General features: G+C 54.4%; 28 protein-coding genes. 2 read left to right on the forward strand and 26 right to left on the reverse strand.

The window, feature by feature from the left end:
- Nucleotides 1-691 precede the first annotated feature (691 nt).
- The 23 genes from SJI00_RS21285 to SJI00_RS21395 form a co-directional block, all read right to left on the reverse strand.
- The gene (locus SJI00_RS21285) at nucleotides 692-1054 is read right to left on the reverse strand and encodes a hypothetical protein (protein WP_322463656.1); all 363 of its coding nucleotides are present in this window, start codon (nucleotides 1052-1054) and stop codon (nucleotides 692-694) included.
- A 112-nt stretch (nucleotides 1055-1166) separates the two neighbouring features.
- A complete protein-coding gene (locus tag SJI00_RS21290; RefSeq protein ID WP_322463657.1) occupies nucleotides 1167-1736 on the reverse strand; it encodes a hypothetical protein in 570 nt (189 codons plus the stop codon).
- Nucleotides 1737-1826: 90 nt separating this feature from the next.
- Nucleotides 1827-2009: a hypothetical protein gene (locus SJI00_RS21295; RefSeq protein WP_322463658.1), complete on the reverse strand. Its 183-nt coding sequence runs from the start codon at nucleotides 2007-2009 to the stop codon at nucleotides 1827-1829.
- Between the two features lie 173 nt (nucleotides 2010-2182).
- The gene (locus SJI00_RS21300; protein ID WP_322463659.1) at nucleotides 2183-2506 is read right to left on the reverse strand and encodes a hypothetical protein; all 324 of its coding nucleotides are present in this window, start codon (nucleotides 2504-2506) and stop codon (nucleotides 2183-2185) included.
- Nucleotides 2503-2913 carry a hypothetical protein gene (locus SJI00_RS21305; RefSeq protein WP_322463660.1) on the reverse strand — a complete coding sequence of 137 codons (411 nt, stop codon included), beginning with the start codon at nucleotides 2911-2913 and terminating at the stop codon, nucleotides 2503-2505. Before SJI00_RS21305 ends, SJI00_RS21300 begins: the two co-directional genes overlap by 4 nt.
- Before the next feature lie 117 nt (nucleotides 2914-3030).
- The gene (locus SJI00_RS21310; protein WP_322463661.1) at nucleotides 3031-3282 is read right to left on the reverse strand and encodes a hypothetical protein; all 252 of its coding nucleotides are present in this window, start codon (nucleotides 3280-3282) and stop codon (nucleotides 3031-3033) included.
- 381 nt (nucleotides 3283-3663) lie between these two features.
- Nucleotides 3664-3987 carry a hypothetical protein gene (locus SJI00_RS21315; RefSeq protein ID WP_322463662.1) on the reverse strand — a complete coding sequence of 108 codons (324 nt, stop codon included), beginning with the start codon at nucleotides 3985-3987 and terminating at the stop codon, nucleotides 3664-3666.
- Between the two features lie 176 nt (nucleotides 3988-4163).
- The gene (locus SJI00_RS21320) at nucleotides 4164-4418 is read right to left on the reverse strand and encodes a hypothetical protein (RefSeq protein ID WP_322463663.1); all 255 of its coding nucleotides are present in this window, start codon (nucleotides 4416-4418) and stop codon (nucleotides 4164-4166) included.
- A gap of 465 nt (nucleotides 4419-4883) precedes the next feature.
- Nucleotides 4884-8252, reverse strand: a complete 3369-nt coding sequence (locus tag SJI00_RS21325; protein ID WP_322463664.1) for a hypothetical protein — start codon at nucleotides 8250-8252, stop codon at nucleotides 4884-4886.
- A gap of 78 nt (nucleotides 8253-8330) precedes the next feature.
- Nucleotides 8331-8606 carry a hypothetical protein gene (locus tag SJI00_RS21330; RefSeq protein ID WP_322463665.1) on the reverse strand — a complete coding sequence of 92 codons (276 nt, stop codon included), beginning with the start codon at nucleotides 8604-8606 and terminating at the stop codon, nucleotides 8331-8333.
- A gap of 77 nt (nucleotides 8607-8683) precedes the next feature.
- Complete coding sequence (locus tag SJI00_RS21335) at nucleotides 8684-8938, reverse strand: hypothetical protein (RefSeq protein WP_322463666.1); 255 nt, start codon at nucleotides 8936-8938, stop codon at nucleotides 8684-8686.
- A 266-nt stretch (nucleotides 8939-9204) separates the two neighbouring features.
- Nucleotides 9205-9450: a hypothetical protein gene (locus SJI00_RS21340; protein WP_322463667.1), complete on the reverse strand. Its 246-nt coding sequence runs from the start codon at nucleotides 9448-9450 to the stop codon at nucleotides 9205-9207.
- Nucleotides 9451-9864: 414 nt separating this feature from the next.
- Nucleotides 9865-10173 (reverse strand): hypothetical protein, encoded by a 309-nt coding sequence (locus SJI00_RS21345; RefSeq protein WP_322463668.1) that lies wholly within the window; start codon nucleotides 10171-10173, stop codon nucleotides 9865-9867.
- Nucleotides 10174-10322: 149 nt separating this feature from the next.
- Entirely contained in the window at nucleotides 10323-10502 is a 180-nt protein-coding gene (locus SJI00_RS21350) for a hypothetical protein (protein WP_322463669.1), read from the reverse strand.
- A gap of 10 nt (nucleotides 10503-10512) precedes the next feature.
- Nucleotides 10513-10677 carry a hypothetical protein gene (locus SJI00_RS21355; protein WP_322463670.1) on the reverse strand — a complete coding sequence of 55 codons (165 nt, stop codon included), beginning with the start codon at nucleotides 10675-10677 and terminating at the stop codon, nucleotides 10513-10515.
- Nucleotides 10678-10687: 10 nt separating this feature from the next.
- Nucleotides 10688-11092, reverse strand: a complete 405-nt coding sequence (locus SJI00_RS21360; RefSeq protein ID WP_322463671.1) for a hypothetical protein — start codon at nucleotides 11090-11092, stop codon at nucleotides 10688-10690.
- Between the two features lie 503 nt (nucleotides 11093-11595).
- A complete protein-coding gene (locus SJI00_RS21365) occupies nucleotides 11596-11910 on the reverse strand; it encodes a hypothetical protein (RefSeq protein ID WP_322463672.1) in 315 nt (104 codons plus the stop codon).
- 373 nt (nucleotides 11911-12283) lie between these two features.
- On the reverse strand, nucleotides 12284-12553 hold the full coding sequence (locus SJI00_RS21370; RefSeq protein WP_322463673.1) for a hypothetical protein: 270 nt from the start codon (nucleotides 12551-12553) through the stop codon (nucleotides 12284-12286).
- 67 nt (nucleotides 12554-12620) lie between these two features.
- Nucleotides 12621-12959, reverse strand: coding sequence for a hypothetical protein (locus tag SJI00_RS21375; protein WP_322463674.1), 339 nt, complete (start codon nucleotides 12957-12959; stop codon nucleotides 12621-12623).
- Nucleotides 12960-13064: 105 nt separating this feature from the next.
- Nucleotides 13065-13316, reverse strand: a complete 252-nt coding sequence (locus SJI00_RS21380; RefSeq protein ID WP_322463675.1) for an antirestriction protein ArdR — start codon at nucleotides 13314-13316, stop codon at nucleotides 13065-13067.
- Between the two features lie 13 nt (nucleotides 13317-13329).
- Nucleotides 13330-13767 carry a hypothetical protein gene (locus tag SJI00_RS21385; protein WP_322463676.1) on the reverse strand — a complete coding sequence of 146 codons (438 nt, stop codon included), beginning with the start codon at nucleotides 13765-13767 and terminating at the stop codon, nucleotides 13330-13332.
- Nucleotides 13768-13824: 57 nt separating this feature from the next.
- Nucleotides 13825-13980, reverse strand: a complete 156-nt coding sequence (locus SJI00_RS21390; protein WP_322463677.1) for a hypothetical protein — start codon at nucleotides 13978-13980, stop codon at nucleotides 13825-13827.
- A gap of 274 nt (nucleotides 13981-14254) precedes the next feature.
- Complete coding sequence (locus SJI00_RS21395; protein WP_322463678.1) at nucleotides 14255-14470, reverse strand: hypothetical protein; 216 nt, start codon at nucleotides 14468-14470, stop codon at nucleotides 14255-14257.
- Between the two features lie 191 nt (nucleotides 14471-14661).
- Here SJI00_RS21395 and SJI00_RS21400 point away from each other — a divergent pair, with 191 nt between their 5' ends.
- Complete coding sequence (locus SJI00_RS21400; protein WP_322463679.1) at nucleotides 14662-14784, forward strand: hypothetical protein; 123 nt, start codon at nucleotides 14662-14664, stop codon at nucleotides 14782-14784.
- An 82-nt stretch (nucleotides 14785-14866) separates the two neighbouring features.
- On the opposite strand, the gene SJI00_RS21405 is transcribed toward SJI00_RS21400, so the two are convergent.
- The gene (locus tag SJI00_RS21405) at nucleotides 14867-15115 is read right to left on the reverse strand and encodes a PapB/FocB family fimbrial expression transcriptional regulator (RefSeq protein WP_322463680.1); all 249 of its coding nucleotides are present in this window, start codon (nucleotides 15113-15115) and stop codon (nucleotides 14867-14869) included.
- A 95-nt stretch (nucleotides 15116-15210) separates the two neighbouring features.
- Entirely contained in the window at nucleotides 15211-15489 is a 279-nt protein-coding gene (locus SJI00_RS21410; protein ID WP_322463681.1) for an integrase, read from the reverse strand.
- A 567-nt stretch (nucleotides 15490-16056) separates the two neighbouring features.
- Here SJI00_RS21410 and SJI00_RS21415 point away from each other — a divergent pair.
- Nucleotides 16057-16539 (forward strand): hypothetical protein, encoded by a 483-nt coding sequence (locus tag SJI00_RS21415; RefSeq protein WP_322463682.1) that lies wholly within the window; start codon nucleotides 16057-16059, stop codon nucleotides 16537-16539.
- 320 nt (nucleotides 16540-16859) lie between these two features.
- On the opposite strand, the gene SJI00_RS21420 is transcribed toward SJI00_RS21415, so the two are convergent.
- A complete protein-coding gene (locus SJI00_RS21420; RefSeq protein ID WP_322463683.1) occupies nucleotides 16860-17210 on the reverse strand; it encodes a hypothetical protein in 351 nt (116 codons plus the stop codon).
- Nucleotides 17211-18035: the final 825 nt, after the last annotated feature.

Here is an 18035-nt window from a genome sequence, read left to right on the forward strand (position 1 = left end):
CCTAACCCGTGCCGCGTCCTGCTATTTAGAGCTGGTCTTTTGAAGGCTCAATGTCTTCGGCCCAGTTGTATTGCTGACAATCACCCCATCCAAGTGGCTCTACAGCCAGGCGGTCACTGAGAAGGTGCTCAATTTGTGCAGAACAACGGCCAGCCATAGTGCAATCGCCAAATGCGCTCCACCTGGCCTGACTCCTCATACCTGGACGGCACATCTGCGTGGACCAAGCCCTTACCATCAATAGTTGCGTAGGAGTAGCGCCATCTGATCAAGTCGCTCAGGCTAGATCTGCAAATGTGCAAAGCACCGGTACCAGTCCCGCCATTGAAGTGCTGGCGCAGCCGACCGAGAATTCCTCCAACTGTTTCTCCAGCGCGCCCGCTATAGACCAGACGAAAACCTTCAGGCGCTAGTGTGCAGACGTTGTCCAGATCACGATGCAGCCTAGCAAGCAGCGCAAGATCGATGCCGCCCTTGTCAGGTGATGGCGTACAAGCTACCAGCTCATCAAGAGAGTGGTCTGTGTAGATCCAGTAGTAGCCACGCACCAGTGTAGGAGGTGCACTTTCAAAGCGAAGCTGCCTGCTTTCGGGATCCCGACCGATGCGCAGCAGTCGGCTTTCCCTTACAGCCTCTATCAGGGGCAGGGTATTTCTTGGCAATTGGGTACCCCAGCACTAGGCAGAGTATTTCATGTAGATTTTGGCTTGGTCGCTACGTTTTTGGCAGTAACCTTGTGGGCTTTGCGGGCAGGCGCTGACATTTCCTTTGCAACCGAGACGGTAGAAGGCCAAGCACCCTCGATTAGCACGAAGGCATCATAATAACGTGTGACCGCATCATGTACTGTTGAGCGAGTGGCGCCTGTCCTCGCAGCTGCGACAGGCTTGGTTAGCCCTTCAACCAATACAAGGCATGCGGCATCGTTGGCTGGTGTGCCTGGCTTCCCCTTCAGCAACTGCACCACTACGTGGAACTGGTCCAAAGTCATTAGTGACTTTCCTGCGCCAGGCTTACCCTCGTCGACCGTCCTGCCAGGTTTTTTATCGGTCATCACTCTCACTCATTTCAATGTTCGGTGGCATTTGCGCTAGAAGAAAACCGCCATCACGCTGCGTTGCGCGGAACATACGTTCCTGGTGCGGTGCAGTCAATCGTACGCCTCATCAGCCACCGACACCGTGCCGAGCTTGCTCCCATTCGGCGTGGAGTGCCGCAATGTCGTCTTCTCCCTCGATCTGCTTGTTAGCAGACCGTGCTATGAGGAAAGCGGTGAACTCAAGTACTGCAGACTGCTCGATCTTCTTTACGTTTTCTGCACCCCATGCAGCAGCTGCTTGACTAGAGCCGGAGGGGGGTGAAGGAAGATAGCCTTCTTCAAGAATTGGCTCGATACTCGTAAAAATGAGTCTACTCCAGATACCCGCCGAGCCTTTCGAGCCAGGCCGCATTCCAAGCACCTTGGTAATAGCACCGTGAATCTGGTCGCGTTGCTCGTGATGCCGTTTGGCACGATGCTCGGCCTTGGCGTTACGCAGAGCCGTTAGTAGCTCCGGCAGACGATTCACAACCTCAACAAAAAGGGCGCCGTATGATGCCCCGATTGCACCTTTAGCGAGCCTGCATACAGGTGCATCTCCGGCCAAGATGCCAGGCAAATCTTTGCCCACTTCGCCCAAGCGCAACGTAGAGTTTGGGATCTGTGCGAGCAGGTGTCCCAGTTGATCCAGAATCATACATACCTCAGTAGTCTGCTAAAATTTTGGTTGTCCGCAACCACGATCTAAATTGCACGCCTGTGCAACCGTCATAACTCTGTCGGTAGTTTATAGCTGGGCAAGGGCTGCCGAGGTTTGCTCGTCTGCACCAACGATCCAGTGCGGATCATCCCAGTCTTTATGGAAGCGACGGACTGGCAAGGCGCGAACGGCATCAAGAAGCACGCTGCCACGAGGGAAATATATGCGGTACGACCCGATCGAAGGATCGAAGGCGACGACTTTGTCCATGAGCATTTTCCCCCAATAGATGATGGGGAAATTGTACGCCCGCAAGAGCGTACATTGCAACGAATTCTTTTGCGGCTTGTGGCAGGGAATGTCACTGAATTAGCGTTGGCATTGCATTTCCGTGCCATAACAAGTCAGCAATGGCACGCCAGCGGCTTACAGCGTGCACAAAGTCAGGGTTCGCGGATGTAAATGATAGTCCGAGCTTCAGGAAGTTGGTGGCTGGAGTCTATATCCAAAATGCTACCCACTTCCGGGCCATCAAAATCGATCGAAAGGAATAGGCCCACCCCCGTGTTGATGTCATAGGTTGTGAGAACCCAGTCGGAACATCGTACGCCTAACCAGTGATTCATTTGGTCACTGGTAGGATAGGGCTGTGCGACCACTGCAAACGACACAGCGTCATTCCCTTGGCCATATTCGAGGCGGATGTCGTCCCACAGCGGCGCAGGGCCGATCTTCCCTGTAATGCGGATAGTGACAACCTCACTCACAGCGATCGCTCCGCCAGCTGGCTTAGACGGGTCGACTCATGAGCCGCGTCGGCAGCCAGGCGGCGGTCGAGCTTTGAGTATTCCCCATCTGGAGCCAGAGCAACCTTTAAAAGCTCCTCTTTGGATTGGCCAGCAAGGTACTTGGTAAAGAGCTTACGACTCCTTCTCGCATCCAAGCCCCTGTATAGGATAGCGATGGTCAGACAAGTGAAGGCATAGGGCATGAGCAGATCAGCGTTGCCCAGCTTACCAATTAGAAACCACAGGCCGCCGATGAAAGCCATTATCAGGGTGTAGAGAACAACCAGAACGAACGGCGCCGCTAGCGCGCAGGCGACCAGGTTCGCAAACCTTGTACGTATGGACGTGGGGTACAGCTTCCGATAGCGCTTGAACGAGTGGATCACTGTATGCTCTCCCAGTGGGCGTATGGCGTGTGACGCCCATTGTATGACAGCGTGCCATGATATTATACGATGCAAATGAAAAGCCCCGCTTACGCGGGGCCGGAGTCCTGAACGTGATCACCAGTTGCGGGTCAGATCGGCTTGAGTTTCAGGGCACCCAAAGGTGCAGAACTCAGGGAAGGCAATGCCGTTGCCATTGTTCGTCATCTGGGCAATCTTGACCGAATCAATTTCTTGATACTTCTCAGGATGTGCAGCGCGATCGGCCAGCGCGTTGGCCTCCAGGCGATCGATCACGGAGCAGCCGGTGTTTGCGGCGGCAGTAACAACAACCAGGGCAGCCAGGGTGCATTTGATGAAGTTAGTCATGTGAAGCTCCTTTTGAGGCGTGTTTGGCCGCGCCCTAGATTTGTGCAAGGGCTGGCGTTTCAGTAGTAGTTTCAGGTCATCAGGTTGGGTTTATATCTCTCCTTGACCTGATGAATCTATGTTAACCGTTGTCGGTAAACCGTTCAAGGATTATTTACCGTTATCGGTAAACTTTTTTAGAGGCTTTAGGGCGTTGAGACTGGCGACCACTAAACTGGTCTCTTCGGCGAGCCAACCAGAGAGCTATGTCTGCAAACAATTCGTCAAGGCCTGCTACCTCCCTATCCAAGCACCCGATATAAGCGAGCAGCAGGACACGACCAACATAGCTCTTGCGACTTAAAATTGTGGGACGACAATGCTCAGCCCATGTTTAATTGGTCAGCAGCCAAATGCCCGCTCAGCCGCGACGTCGGCGTCCATTTCTGCATCGATGCGAGCATTCTCACGCATTTCACGCCGCTGCAGGACGAGCTCACGCTTTTCCTCATAGCTCATTGCCGCTACATCGGGCACCCGGATGCGCCCCAAGCCTTTGCAGGCGGTGCACACTACGTCGTACTCTCCATCCATGTAAGCAGCCTGCTCCTCCATGTGGAACTGATTCCATTCACTCCAGGTAAACCCGTTGGAAAGGGCAGGGTGACCTATTTTGCCGTTGCCCATACAGGTACTGCAGATGACCCACTTGAGTTTGTCCTTCAAAACGCGTCCTCTATACATGAGATGGTGACCGACAATGTACGCCTCTAAAGGCGTACTTGCAAGATGGCTTCTCACTTCAAGGTTGGGCGCTGCATGCCTATGCAGCCACCGCCCAAGCTAGACTTTGGCTTTTCCCGCCCCAGCGCCAAAAGCGCTCCACTTTATACCTGCGCTTGTCATTCGATAACCCAGCTCGGCAGGTCCTCTTCGGGGCATGCTGATAGACCAAGCTCAAATGGTTGTTCGTAAATTCCCCTATTGCGCTCGAAATACTGCTGCATGTGCTTCAACTCGTCGCGGGTCGCTGCAATAAACGGGTCCCGTGCGCCATTCCCCTGGACCTGTGCTGCAGCTACCATCCTACCTTCGATGTCGACCAGCACACGCACGTTACGCGCATTGTCGCCCAACCAAGGGAACACGTGCTTCAAGTTGCCCGTCATGTAACGGTGGATGAGGGAAGTCGCTGAACGATCTTTGTTCGCTGGCGAACTGGCGCTGATAGAGTTTTCAGGGCTTGTTGCCTTGTATTTGTATGGCTCACGACGCACCCAGCTGACGTAGGGGCCATTCTCGGCGTTAAATATGCCTAGCAGGAACCACTCTGGCCCTGGAGAGCGCGGCTCCCACCCCTTGCAATGAGTTTCCCACCCGCACCTAGCAGGTATGGATGGTCTTCGGGGCCGTCGCTATCCATCGTCCACTGCATATGCTGCAGAGCTTGCTCCTGCAACCAGGACTCGAAGGCGTCCATGTTTTCAGGGAAGTCAGGCAATGAGGGGTGCTTCCACCAACCATCTGCATCCCGTTGAACGTGTACCGGGCCAATCATCACCACCTCACTTAATACCGTCGCCAAAACTGAACCTCTTGAAGGGGAGGGAGCGATGTCTGATTCACTCGGCATCGGGCACCATCTGCCAACGCTCAGTGACACCTTCCGGTACGGCAGGGGAGTTTATAATCTCTGTCGATCGTTTCCACTTCCAGCCAGACTGCTTACTGCGCGCCATGTACTGGTACGCCTCCTCTAGTGTTTGGAAGGAGTCCCCATACGAGCTGCAGGACATGTGTTTTTGTCCCTGTGTCCATAGAGCTGGGGGCTCGATATCCGCAGGGTAGATATCCAAACACACTCTTCGCGCTTCACCGCCTTCGACGTCGTAGTAAACCATTCGCACCGCCGTTGGCGCATAATTCTCGGGCAGCTTCACATCGAAAACGGCATCGAGCGTGGTGCCCGACTCGGATGTGAGCTGTGGAGCCATCCACAAGTCCAAACCTCGTTTTCCGTATCTTTGCGTATAACGGTGTAGCCAGGCATCCAGTGATGGCCGCAGCTTGTCACGTTCATCAAGGGTCTCGTAGACAACATCCAAATGTCGCTCTGTGAATGGCCCGTAGGGCGATGACCGAAGGTTTTGTGCAACCAGCATCAAACTCCACGGATTCTGCCTTTTGACTTCGTTCTGGATTAGCTCAGGTACTCCTCCTTTGTACCTGTAGCCTGCAGCAATTATCCTGGCTAGCAGCTCTAGCTGTTCAGAGTCAGGTGCAATGCTGTGCAGCAGGCCCATGGTTGTATCCCTCGCAGCGCAAAGGTAGGCAAACCCTCCGTACGCAAGCCGGACAACACCAATGGGCGTCGTGAAAATGGGGTTGATGATCTCTCGCGATTGGCTGCTGGCAACACGGCGAGCGTCAGCCCACTGCTCAAGCAGCTTTGAGAACGCCTCCTTCTGCAGGGGCTGGAGCATGGCGTTGAGCCTCTGAGCCCCCTGTTCGGCGAAGTCGAAGACGGACTGCTTGTGTCCGTGATTCTTGAACATGCTGGCCTTCCCGGCCCAATCTGCAGCTGTTGGCCATTCGTGCATCAGTGTTTCAGAGGCTGCAGCGGTCGGGAGAAGAGCCCAGCGCCTGGACGCCTCAGAAATACCTGCGGCTTTGCTGGCCACCTCAATCAGGTGCACCCATGCGTGTTCTTCCAGTCGATCATCACGTTCTGCCGTTGTAGGGGATGCATACACCATCACCTTTGCCGAGCCCGATAGCACCAAGCGAAGGGGGGTGTACCCCAGCCCGAGGACGAAGGCCTCGATGCTTTCAACCTGCTTCTGCCCTTTACCAGCTAAGACGTATATCTGGTCGAGCAGTTGCCGCCAGCCCTTCGGGGCTGTAATGCCTAAAAAGTCGGGAAGTGGTGCACCGCGGTTTTTAGCACGCCATGCGATCACGGCTTGATTTATAACCTGCTGGGCAGATTTTCCAGAAGCAATTCTCCCTGCCTCCAGGGCCTCTAGCAGCTTTCGTCGACTATTGCGCTCTTGCGCCCGTTCAGTCTGTATACGCTGTAGTGCCTCTTTGAAAATTCGAATGTACATGACTTGGTCTTGCCGAGTGCGGCGACTGTGAATGTAGTAGTGCAGCTCTTCGGGAGAAATCGCGTCGAGGCATAGGTATCTCAGCTGGGTGCTGCGACCCCAACGACTGGAAGACAGGGCGCTGAGGTTCACCTTGCACATGAATTTTCTGTTTGACCTGGATACCTCAATGGATACGCAAATTGATTCCCCTTCGCGATATGCGATCACGATGTCCCGCTCTGAGGTGGGCGAGTAGCGTCTGTCAAAGCCTTCACCGGGGTTATAGCCGCGATACTCCTTACATGCACCTGGTGCAGTATCAGGATTCATGACGGCAGCCCAAAGACACAGGACACGTGACCCACTTCGCAGATACTCATTCTTGTCTGCAATCCATGCATCCAAGGACGGCATGCTGCTACCTTCACCTAGCAGACCGGTACCATCGTCATCATGAAGGAAGCGACAGTAGGCTTCTTGGAATTTGAGCGTGACGAAGCTGAGGTCTTGTGGGCCCTCGTAGAAATCACCGAACAGCCTCAGGCGATGGTCCAGACCGCAAAAAAGTATCAACAAGCGTTTGAAATGGATCGCGTATAACTCGTGGCTTTCGAGATGTTTGGTGTAGCGAACATCATCAAATTTGATCTCGCTGCCATCCACCCCACGGAAAATCGCTTCCTGATCATCAAGCGACGGAAAGAGCCTGGCTGTGCCCAAATGGCTTTCAACGGGGGAGATGACGCGGTAGATATTCCCTCCGTCGCGTACCATGATGAACACGGATGCGTTTTTGGCGTTGCAGATCATGTTTGTCGCAACGTTGCCATAGTCGATATGACGTCGCGTGGTGGCCATGACCAGCGCGCACCGCTCCGTTGGGAAGATCTGATCGACAAGGGACTCATAGCTTTCAAGCGCTTCAAAGAACAGATCTATTTTGCTGAAGTCGAACCACTCATCTAGCTCAGCCCAGATCGCCAGCTCTTCATCGATCATGAGTTTTTTCTGCACAAAGGTGAGTGGCTCGGTGCGTGATGCGGACGCGCCTTTGCAGATGGTCTCAACGATGACATCCTTGCCGATGTATAGGTCCAGGGACTCAATACCCTGCAGTAGCTTCACGACATAGCTACGGATATCCTCAGAGCCCGCAAGCGCCGCAGCAGCCAGCTCCTTGTAAAACGGCGTTACAGCCTGAATCGTCTTCGCGATCTCACTGCTTTTCTGGGTTATCCAATCAGCTTTGTACTGGGCTAACTTTCCCTCACGTTGCACGCTGACTCGAAGTTCCTCAATCGCCTCAGTGGTGATGCCCGCACCAATCGCATCAGCTACACTACCCCTGACCAGCGCCAGCGACTGGCTTTGATCCGCGCCCAGCCGCACCAGAGCTTCCTGGATCTGGTCGTCATTCGCCCCGCTTCGGCGCAGCTCGGCTGCTTCGGCTTCTGCCAGCTTTTCATACGCGATCGTGGCCATGAATTGCTGATCTCTCTGCCCCTCAACCAGCTCGCGCTGCAGCTCTTGCACGCGCCCCTGAACAGCCTGGATCTCCCTTGCGCGGATCTCTTCATGGTTCTCCTCGAACTCGAAAGATCCGAGGAAGTCACGCAAAAGGAACTCATGCTCCCCGCAGCGCACCCATGTCTCTCGTGTCGAGTCATCATCTTTGGGTACGACAACCTTGATTTGTTTGTCGTACTTGGACGGGTGAGCACGCATGATGATTGTATGAGGGGCGTTATCCACCCACCGGATCGAGACAAGCAATAGCACCTCGTCTAGATCTATGGCGTGCTCTGGGATGTTTACCAGGGCACGCCAATAATGACCGGCTTGCAGCGCCTGGAAGCGCTCAACTTTTTCGATCTTTGGCTCGTAGGGGATGAGGTCGCTCATACCAGTCCTTTTTTCACATGGGCAGCAGAGCCCGTAGCTTGCCTGCAAGACAGGCGCAGTAATGTAGGGGGCGGAAATCTATGAAGCGGCGGGAATGAACGCCTCGACGCGCTTGCCGGTGCCCAACTGGATTGGGTACCGGTAATACCCCCCAGAGGTCAGCTTGCAGCGACCACAATGGGCAACGCTGGCGCCAGCATGGTTCTCGATCGAGCGAATCATGGCATCACGCAGGGATTCATCAGAGGCGGGGTTTGCTTTGAGAATTGCCCCCTCGTACAGGACCGTGAACTCGTAGCTCGGATCCTTCAGCGTGCGAGGTGGCATTTCAAAAGAGGTGGGGGTGCTAAGCATGGCCAATCTCCATCGTAGATTAGCCAATTGTACGCCCTTAGGGGCGTACAATCAAGGGGCATTAAATTGTCATTTTCTTACCGGCTGATGCCTTGGGCGGATAGGCCTAAGTCAGCACTGCTGAATTGGTCAAGATCAGGGTGTAGATTCAACGTTGCGCGAGCGGCTTCCAGTGTCTCAGTGGCATGCCGCTCCAGGATGTGCAACAAGATTTCAGCATCCCCCGCCGCATTGTTGCAGTCGCGCTTTAGCGCCGAGGTGAGGGCACTTTTCAGCCAATCACTGGTGTCCGGTGATGACATGATAGCTCTGATTTCAGCTTTGACGCTCATTGGTTTTCCTCTGCGTCAGCAATAGGGCTTCTGGGCACGGGCAACACGATCTTCCAAGCCTGTGGTGGCAGCACGCGTGGCTTTGCGGCGCTGGTCCAGGCATACAACCAGCGCGCTACAAGTAATTCCGCTGGCAAGCCAAAGAGCATCAGGATCATCTGTGGGGCACAGTAGAAGACAGTTTCCTATTCGCCTTTACCTGCAACAAGTGCAGAAGACGACGTAGCCAGGATTACCAGCCCGAGTGCAGTCTCATTGTCAATTTTCTAGGTTGCGCCGCTGTCGAGGTAAACCATATGGGTTTCAACCGTCACAGTCCCGGCGTGGTCGTTGTTGGATCTGTTCATCACAGCCTCACAGCTTGACATCACCCGGCATTCTGCCTTGAACGCGGCGTCTGCAACGGTGGCCAACAAAGCGCCATCAATACCGACCAACGCGAGGCCTGATTTCTTGCACAGCTGTAGCGCTGCTTCAAGCTGCTTGATGGCGTCCGCCTGACTCTTGTTCATCGCTGTCAAATTCCTACTCCGCACTGCTTTCGCGAGCTGCTTATGCCTGAGCTGATCAATTTACTGCTCGGCCGCGTATGCCGATCGACTCACCGGCTGCCCGCGCCCAAACAGTAACTTCGGGATCGCTCCTTTGGACCATTGCGCGCATGAGTGGATCGTCTGGCTCAAGGATTAAGTGATCAAGTGCTGCGAGAATCTACCGCCTTCACTCGTCAAGACTCTTGGTCAAGAAATGACGGAAGCGAGATGGCATCAAAGCAATGTGTCCTGCCTCATGAAGCGGGCCAGACGCGAGCTCCATAGGATCGACACGTAACCCTCCCTCAACCACTGCAACACGATCAATGGAGCCAGAGGCCTCCGCTACCACTAAACTTAAAGTCCAATTCTGGACAGGAGCTGCATCAAAAGCTACTTCGTTATCGCGAGGACGTCATCGCGCTCGATCATGATTACGTCGCCCGCTGCAAGATTGTGCCTGGCTGTGAACTTGAGCTGGTTGACGATTACTCCAAACATCTGAGGTGGGCCGATGGCGAGCAGCTCGACCCAAAAAGCCTCACTACCTACACCGTCTAAGCCAACTCCCACCTTCACACAGTCACCTTCACCGAGCGCAGCAAGATCTGTCGTATTCGGAATTGACACCCCGGTCCGAAGTGCAAAAGCCTGAGCCTTGTCCAAATCAGGATGCTTCACCTGCACATTTTCTGAGTGCATTACCTTTTCCTTAAACCGATTAATTACTGCCCCGACGACTTGCGTGGGAGCGAAATGTAAGCGCTCATGACCCTGTCCAGTTCGCTGGCCAAGAAGAACACCGCATGACCGCACGGGCTTTCCCCATTCACAAAATTTGTGTTTCCTTCCTACGACCAGTCAGCACGATTGGGGTCGATCAATGCTCTACCAGGAACGATCATTTCCTTGCCCGAATCGATGCGAGTCACGACCCAGTTGCCACGACCTCCATAGGTGGTTGATGCAACAGCGCGGACAAGATTGCCGCTTTTGACGAATCGATACGTTGTGTTCGGCTTGATCGGCATCGGAGTGTTCCTACCTGTTATTAGCGGCAACGATGAGCTTGATCACGTCGGCGGCATCGTACAGGCCAAGGCGGTTCGCGAAGGCTTGCAGGTCAGCCAGCTGAGCGTTTGTCGAATCCTGGCGCTGTGGCTGCTGAGGTAAACATTTCAAAAGCGCTACCAGATGATTAGGCATGGTCGTTTTCCTACACTGTTTCAATATCGCGCCTAGCCTGCCAATGCGCACCTGCTTCAAATGCTTGGATGACAGAGTGGCCGAAGTAGTAGGGCGTATTAGTTTCGACTTCGTGCCCGTCCGGGTCGAGGCTACCACTCGCGACAAACACCAAGCCTGCGGTATAGCGCTCACCATCGGTAGCATTATCTTTCGGTAGATTCTGCGATCCAGAGGCAGCGCCGCTGGCCTGCCGTTCGCGCACCGCTAAGACCTGATCGGCCAGTGCTCGCGCACACCCCATCACCTTCTCAAGCGCGGCTTCCAGCGCCAGCGGGCCGGGTGACTCCAGGGCATTGACGATATCCGCCAATTCGGCTTTGGCTTCAGCGTAGTCAAGAACGCTGGCCAGCGTGTAGCCGTCGAGGTCCAGCAAGATAGCTTTCGGGCCAGTCACTGCGGATTCCCTATCAGTTTCGCGGGCGCGAAAATCGCACCCGTCTTTACGTCCTCGGCCCCGGTTTTTAGGCCAGGGCTTGGGTTGCAGCTGAGCGATTTGCTATGCAGCGCTACGCGATCGATATCGCCGACTCCAAGCGCGATTCATTGAGCGCTCAGCGTCTTGTGCGGAAGGTCCGGCGTGCATCAGAACCGCCCCAGTGTCGCAGCATGTCACTGTGACAGAGTACATTTCCTTGCGGTCGCGCTGAAAGCTGGTGAACGCCGAGCTGACGCGAGCAAAATCTGTGGTCATGTAGCTCAACCCTGAGCCGTCACTGTAGCGCTCGTCATCTGCATAAAAGCGCTGGGCATCGAATAGATAACGGGTCATTACGGGGACCTCCAAGGTGATTTCCCTTTACTTGCAGCCTTGGCTGCGTCTGGTATTCGGGCAGAGTGACGTCACGACAGTCTGTAACGCCACTCAATTTCGAAGCGTTACAACTTCTCAGCAGTTACTTGGATATTTTCCTTGCCAGCGGTGCTAGGCAATTCCAGAAACAGATACACGCGCTCTTCGAAGTCAGAAAGCCCAATCCATTGACCGGTCTGCTGCGCCAAAGCCAGTCCAGCGACAATGGTATTGGTCAACACCGCCAAGTCGGGCCACCGGGTGTCAGGAGTGATCCGGTACTCCCGACTGGCTGGGTTTCCTGCCGAATTCTGAAGCCTGAGGGAAAGGTACAGGTTGTCGTAACCTTTACCGTTGTCCTTGATGATATGAGCGAACTGCTCAACCTTGTACTTAGCCACTGATTCCATCCTCCGTAATGAGGGTCGCAATTCACGGCCTCTACGTCCTCGGCCCAACATTCGACGGCGGGGCTTGGGCGTAACTAGGCGAATTCCTCGAACTACCCGGTATACGTCCATGAGGTGGTCTTCCCACGAAACGGAACCTCAAGGTCAGTACCGACGATTTGAACCGGCATTATAGGGTTGGTCGGCGGATTCCCAATCACCTTGCCTGACACCTGGCCTAGCAGTTCAAGCGTCCCCTGATTGAACACATTGCGAGATACCTGGCCATGGACGATGGCGTGTCCGCCAGCTTCGATAATCAAACCGCCTGCTAGCTGTCCACGGGCAATCAAAAAACCTCCAGCGCGCACGTGAGTGGTGCCGGTTACTTGACTGGAAGCTTCATGTTGGGTTGTACGTCGGTGGTCGTGTTTTCAACTGAGCGCATGTATACCGCCATGTCACCCATCTGCTCGACGATGGCGGCTTCGCTTGCTGCGTGCATGGCGCTGATCTTGACCTTCATTCTCAGGCACAAACCACAATCGACTTGCGCCCAAATACTTGTGCCGTCGCTGGCATCCCCGAGCCAAGTGCCGCAGGGCGCCTGCTCTGCTTCATCGTCGTCAGGGCAGGGATCAAAGTGCTTAGCCATCGTCATCGTTCCAGCGGTTCACGGCGATTTGAGCAATGTTCGTACAATCGGTATACATGGCATTGTCCTACCGCCCAAGGATTTTACCTTTTAGGCCCTTCAAGAAAGTTGCCAGAGCATCTTCATGCTCAGTCGGCAGCTCGACAGCAAAGGTCACATGCGTCTGTGCCTTACGCCACTTTTTCATCACCCCAGCAAAGTCCTTATCATCGTCGGCATACACAATTGCGCCGTCTACCAGCACAACATCGCAATCATCAAGAGCCTCAACGTCTACGTCCTCTTGTTCGGCACCATTCACTTGCCACCACATGCCGTCGACGTGGGAATCGGTTGGCCAGAACTGGGGGTCTGTGTTAGCCCAAAACCTTTTCAGTTCTGCACCATTAGTTTTGATCCGTGCCATGAATGCTCCAGCTGTGTTATCAGTTCTCGGGCACCAAAAACGGGCGTGCCTCTACGTAATCGACCCAGCGCTAGGGCTGGGCTTGTGTCGTACCTGGGCGATTTCCTATTGAGCGTCAGGGTCAACCGCGACCCAAGTTTTTGCACCGTTGTAGTCATCGCCACCTTCGGCCCTGAAGATCAGTCCGTCCTTGTCCACCCCATAGACGCCAGGGCGTTCGCTTGCAGGATCGCGCAATTCATTCATCCAGCCGTACACATCCCACTCCCACATCAGCACGATGCCGCCACAGTACTCCTGGTTGCCTTCTCGCCACTTGGCAGAGGTTGCGCGTAGCGCCTCGATCAGCCGTGTCATGGTCATGCCCCTTTTACTTCGACGGTTTGTGCAACGGGTCGGCGCCGATGAATACCTGCTCAGGAGCCTCTGGCCACTCGGAGCGAATCACATCAAAATCACCCTGGTTCCATAGTCGTAGGAACTGCATTCCGTCATCATCTTCAAGGGCGAACTGAATTGCGGCCACAGCCGCATCAGTCACAACCTCTGTAGCAAACGATGCCTGTAACAGCTCCGATAATGCTTCGGCCATCCGCTCACGGCTCGGCGCCGAATAGCAACCGAACGGCAGCGGTAACCGTGAGCCAAAGTGTACCCGTCTCGACGCTCCACCTGCCATCTGATCCAAGGTGGCTTTCATAGACGGAAAGTCGCGAAGCCTGGTAGAGCAGGTGTGGCAAACATCCCCGGCATAAAACTTTTGCCGGGTCTTGCAGCCTGGGCATTCTTTCAGGGTGGGTGAGCGCATTTGTCGTTTTCCTTGAATTGAGGGCGAGCGGCGTAACACCGCTCGTTTCGCGTCTTTCTATCGTTTCGCGGTGATCGCCAGCACTTGGCCATTTTCAAGCAACCGCTCCAGCAACTTCTCCCCAATGCCCTGCGCTTTCAACAAAGCCCTGACCCGTTCTAGAGGAGGAATTGCATCGAGCGTCACAATCACTTTTGCACCAGCCAAAACCATTGAGACAACCTCGAATGCTGCGCATAGATCTCGCAGCTCATCCACTACCACCAGCGACTCGGTAATTGCCTACTGCATACTGCCTACTGCTTCAGCCCGCACAAGGCGGGCCGAAGGGTGTGGAGTTAAGAACTCAGCCACTCATCAAAGGTCTTGATGGGGCAGCCCAGTTGCTTGGCTTGCTCAACGTAAATGGCATAGCGGTCTCGGAGACTTTCCATTCGTGCGTCCTCAATCAACAGTCAGAATTGCAAACTTGCCGTACGCGACTTGCCTACCAGCCTCGCATCCCGTGACGCTGCATCAGAACCGACGTGGCGGTGCGCTGCGGCTCAACCATGTAGTCCAGCAGGTGTTCGGCGCCGGCATCAGCAACCTCGGCGAATGCTTCCTCGGAAGTAATCCCGTAGTGACCAGCAATTGAATTGAGGATTGCAGCCTTGGCGGCACTGTCAATAACTGAAAGAAACTCTTCGTTACGGTTGGCCATGGCCGGTTCCTTAGTGCTTTGCTTGAACTGGTGAAGTGGCCCGGAGAACCGGGCCTATAGCAGGGCTAGGGCTTGGCATACTGCTCGAAGTAATGATCCACAACTTCGCAGTCCGCACCGTTGTCCGAGTCACTGCCCTCCATCCAAAGCGCAACCGGTTCACCCTGGATCGACCTGAAGCCAGACTCCACTTGATCATCGTCACGGTCATCGTGGTGGTGACTGACGAAAACAATCTCGACGGGCTGATCGGCATAGACTGCGTGGATCGCTCCACCCGTGATATCCACAACAACTCGTACAGCACTTGGTGAACCCATCTTTAACCCTCAGTGATTCGCTTCAATGAGAGTAAGTTTACACATAACTGTAAATAAATGCAAGGTTATTTTACCGTTAAAGGTAAAAAGCAGCGAGTTCACGAACCTCACAGCTTAGCTTGTTGAGGTCGGAAACCTTCCTTGAAAGCGTAGTGTCACTCACACCGAATTCTGCGCAGGCCACGGTCTGCTTCTTGCCATCAACAAAGTGGCGGTAGAGCGCAGATTTCACCCCCTCAGCTGTGATTCGGGTAAGGCCTATGAGGCGTCGAAGGTGCTCAGGATCTACCTGGCCTGGGACAAGGTCCCGTTTTACAACTGGCATCAAACACTCCTATGGTGTAGCTTAGATTTACCGATATCGGTAAAGTCTCTCATGTATTGACCCAGCATCATAGTGCCATCCCGAACGCCCGCCCTTCATAGCTTGGTCGACACCAAATCTGGTTTGCCGTGGTCAAGGAAGGCGTGTCCAAGAATGATCTTCACCGTCTCAACATAGCCAATTGCGGCAAGCACCTTGGCCGCAACAGATCTCCTGCCACTGTGGGAAGGTTCCTGCTTGATACCGGCCTGGCAGTCGGGGCTGGTGATTACCTGTTGCAGCGCGTCTAAATCGCGGTATGCAACCAGCTCGCTGGCCAACTGGTAATGTTTGAAAGCCAATACACAGGCTTGCCCCCTGTTCTGCGCGACCATATTTGAAGCTGCGCAAAGCCCTCGGTCCTCATCCGCACCAGAAAGCCCTCAGCGGTACCGGTACCAGACTTCCAACCACGCATCGAGCGCGGCACCGATTATGTTTGTGGTAGACATCATGCGGTCGACAGCCTTTGGTGATATCTGCGCGCAAGTACACCTCGGGCTTGTTGACAGCGCTGGGATACAGCGCGTCAGCCACCTTCAGCAAAGCCAACTCTATAACGCGATCGCCGGTGGTGTGCGTCAGCTAGAGAAGCATCACGTCACGTTCTGACCGACGGCCAGTGACGGATGCAGCGCGGATCAAGTGTTTGAATTCTCCAGGGCGAAGGGAAGTTGCACGGGGATATGGGCTGTCATGGGTCTATCTGTCAGGATTGCAGACGAAATGCGGAAGATCCTGAGATAGTTTGTGATAGGTTCTTTGTGAATCCTACGACCAGAGTCCATGCGTTTTTCACGGAAAATGCGAAGCCCAGTCGATTGACGCAATAGGCATAAATGCCTACTCTGCGCGGGTAGGCGTAAATCCCTATTCAGCTACCAACTGCATGAGACAAATCCATGACATCAACCATTGCCCGCGTTCACGTGAATGGCATCGAAGTTGGTTCACTGCCAGCCAAAACTTATCATGCCATTGTCAGGAGTGTGCGCAAAGACCGGAGGCTTTATCTGGCATGGGGCTTCGCGGCGGCAGGCTCGGTTCTGCGAACACTGATCAAGTTTTACATTTCAGTGCTCTCCGTGCTCCTCGGTTTTTTTTTGTTGCTCGCGCTCTTTTCGCCTGACTCATTCACAAGCGTACTAATTTACATGAGAGCCGCAGATCCCGCAGCGTTCACAGAAGGCTTGCGCAAGCTTCTTGGCTGTATCGGCTTGGTGTTCACGCTGATGGCACCCACGATTGCGATCCTGTTTCCCCGATATTTCCCCTTTCAAAGCCCGTTTGATGATGCTTTGAGCCGTAAAATTCGTAGCCTCTTAGAAGTGCCCACCGAAGGGTCGTTGAGGATCGTTATCGAGACGCCTCAAAACAGCGAGTAGTCGGCCATGGATAACCGGACGCGATACAAATCCCTTCTTGTCAGACATGGGATAACTCAGGCTCAGAGCGCCGCGCTCATCTGCGAACACACTCAGAGGCCCTGCGCCGTTCGCACTGTTCGTGCCTGGGTGAATGATCCCGACAAGCCCAGTTCGAACCCGTGCCCGGACTGGGCCGTCAATGCCTTGGAAGCCGCTTTAGCAGCACGCATCAAACAGTGATTCCGCAGTAGCGCAATGCCCCTGCGAAGCGAATTACAAACATCATGGAAAATAAAAAGGCCGAGCAAGAGCTCGGCCTTTTCGATCCATTCGAGTTGTCACGCTGGCAAAGCACCATTCGACCCCGAATCGCAAGCATCATCTAGAGCCGCTTGATTGCTATCGATCTCAGCTGCCTGGACGCCGGTATAAGCAACACGACGCTTGTTTGCCTTGTAGAATTTGGCAACTGACTGCATGTCCTCTCCAGTGAAGGCCAACGGATCGGCAGGGCTGTTTTTTTCTTGGTTTCGGGTCACCTGCAGAGCAACCACGTCGGCGTCAACTCCCTTGTCCAGCGAGTTTGCAACTCGGGCTGCTGATAGCCCCGTTCTATCTGCTTGGTCATGTACGACCTTACTCCAAACATCACTCGCCAAACCTTTGGCGACATCAATTTTTTTACCCATGGGTTGCTCCCCTTAATGGATGGCCAAAAGCCCAATGCTCTTGCCGTGCGTTCGATCATAGCCCCCAATCGCACAGCTCACCAGCAAGGCCGCCACGGGTCCGCGATGGCACCAAGTCTCGCTTTAAAATGTGAGGCATACCTGTGCAAACCACAAGCGAGAGGTCATTCCGGTAGAGCGAATCGAGGCTCAGTCTCTCATCAATGCCCCAAGCCAGGCCAGTCACAAGAATTGCCATGAGCTGTCGCAGGTATGTCGAAAATCGAGAGAGGCCGATTGAGGCCTTAGCCAGTAAGAGGTCGCATTTATTTCAGCAGCTGACCTTTGTCCATTGATAAGCGCCGTACACGAAATCTCGCGCAGAGGAGGGCGTGCATACGCACAGATTTCACGTACAAGCGTGGATTGGTATAGCTAGGAATCATCAAAAATGCGGCGCTGCAGATTAAACGCGTCGATCGCCTCGCGAACATAGTTAGACCATCCTCCGCAGGGGCGAAGACCATCGACTCTGTACCGCCCCCTGCGGGGGCTATCTGAATGTCGATTCGCGCTCTGTGCTCGATTGTGCCCTCGTACCTGGGAACACTAATTCACATGTTCTTTGCAGACGCTGAACACCGTGCCGACTTTGAGCGGCGAGGCCTTGGTCGACCTGGCCGCCGAAACGTCCAAAAATCGGCTAACGGCAGTACAAAAGCAATAATATTTAGACCATCCTCCTCTGATCAATGCGGGGGTACCTCCTGTCCCGCCCCCCTATGGGGGGCTGCCTGTCCATCCTGCGAGCTCGCGCATCGATCTACGCTCGGAGCCGCTTTGCGA

This window comes from Pseudomonas gebzensis, assembly GCF_034427815.1.
In the GTDB taxonomy this organism is placed as follows: Bacteria; Pseudomonadota; Gammaproteobacteria; order Pseudomonadales; family Pseudomonadaceae; genus Aquipseudomonas.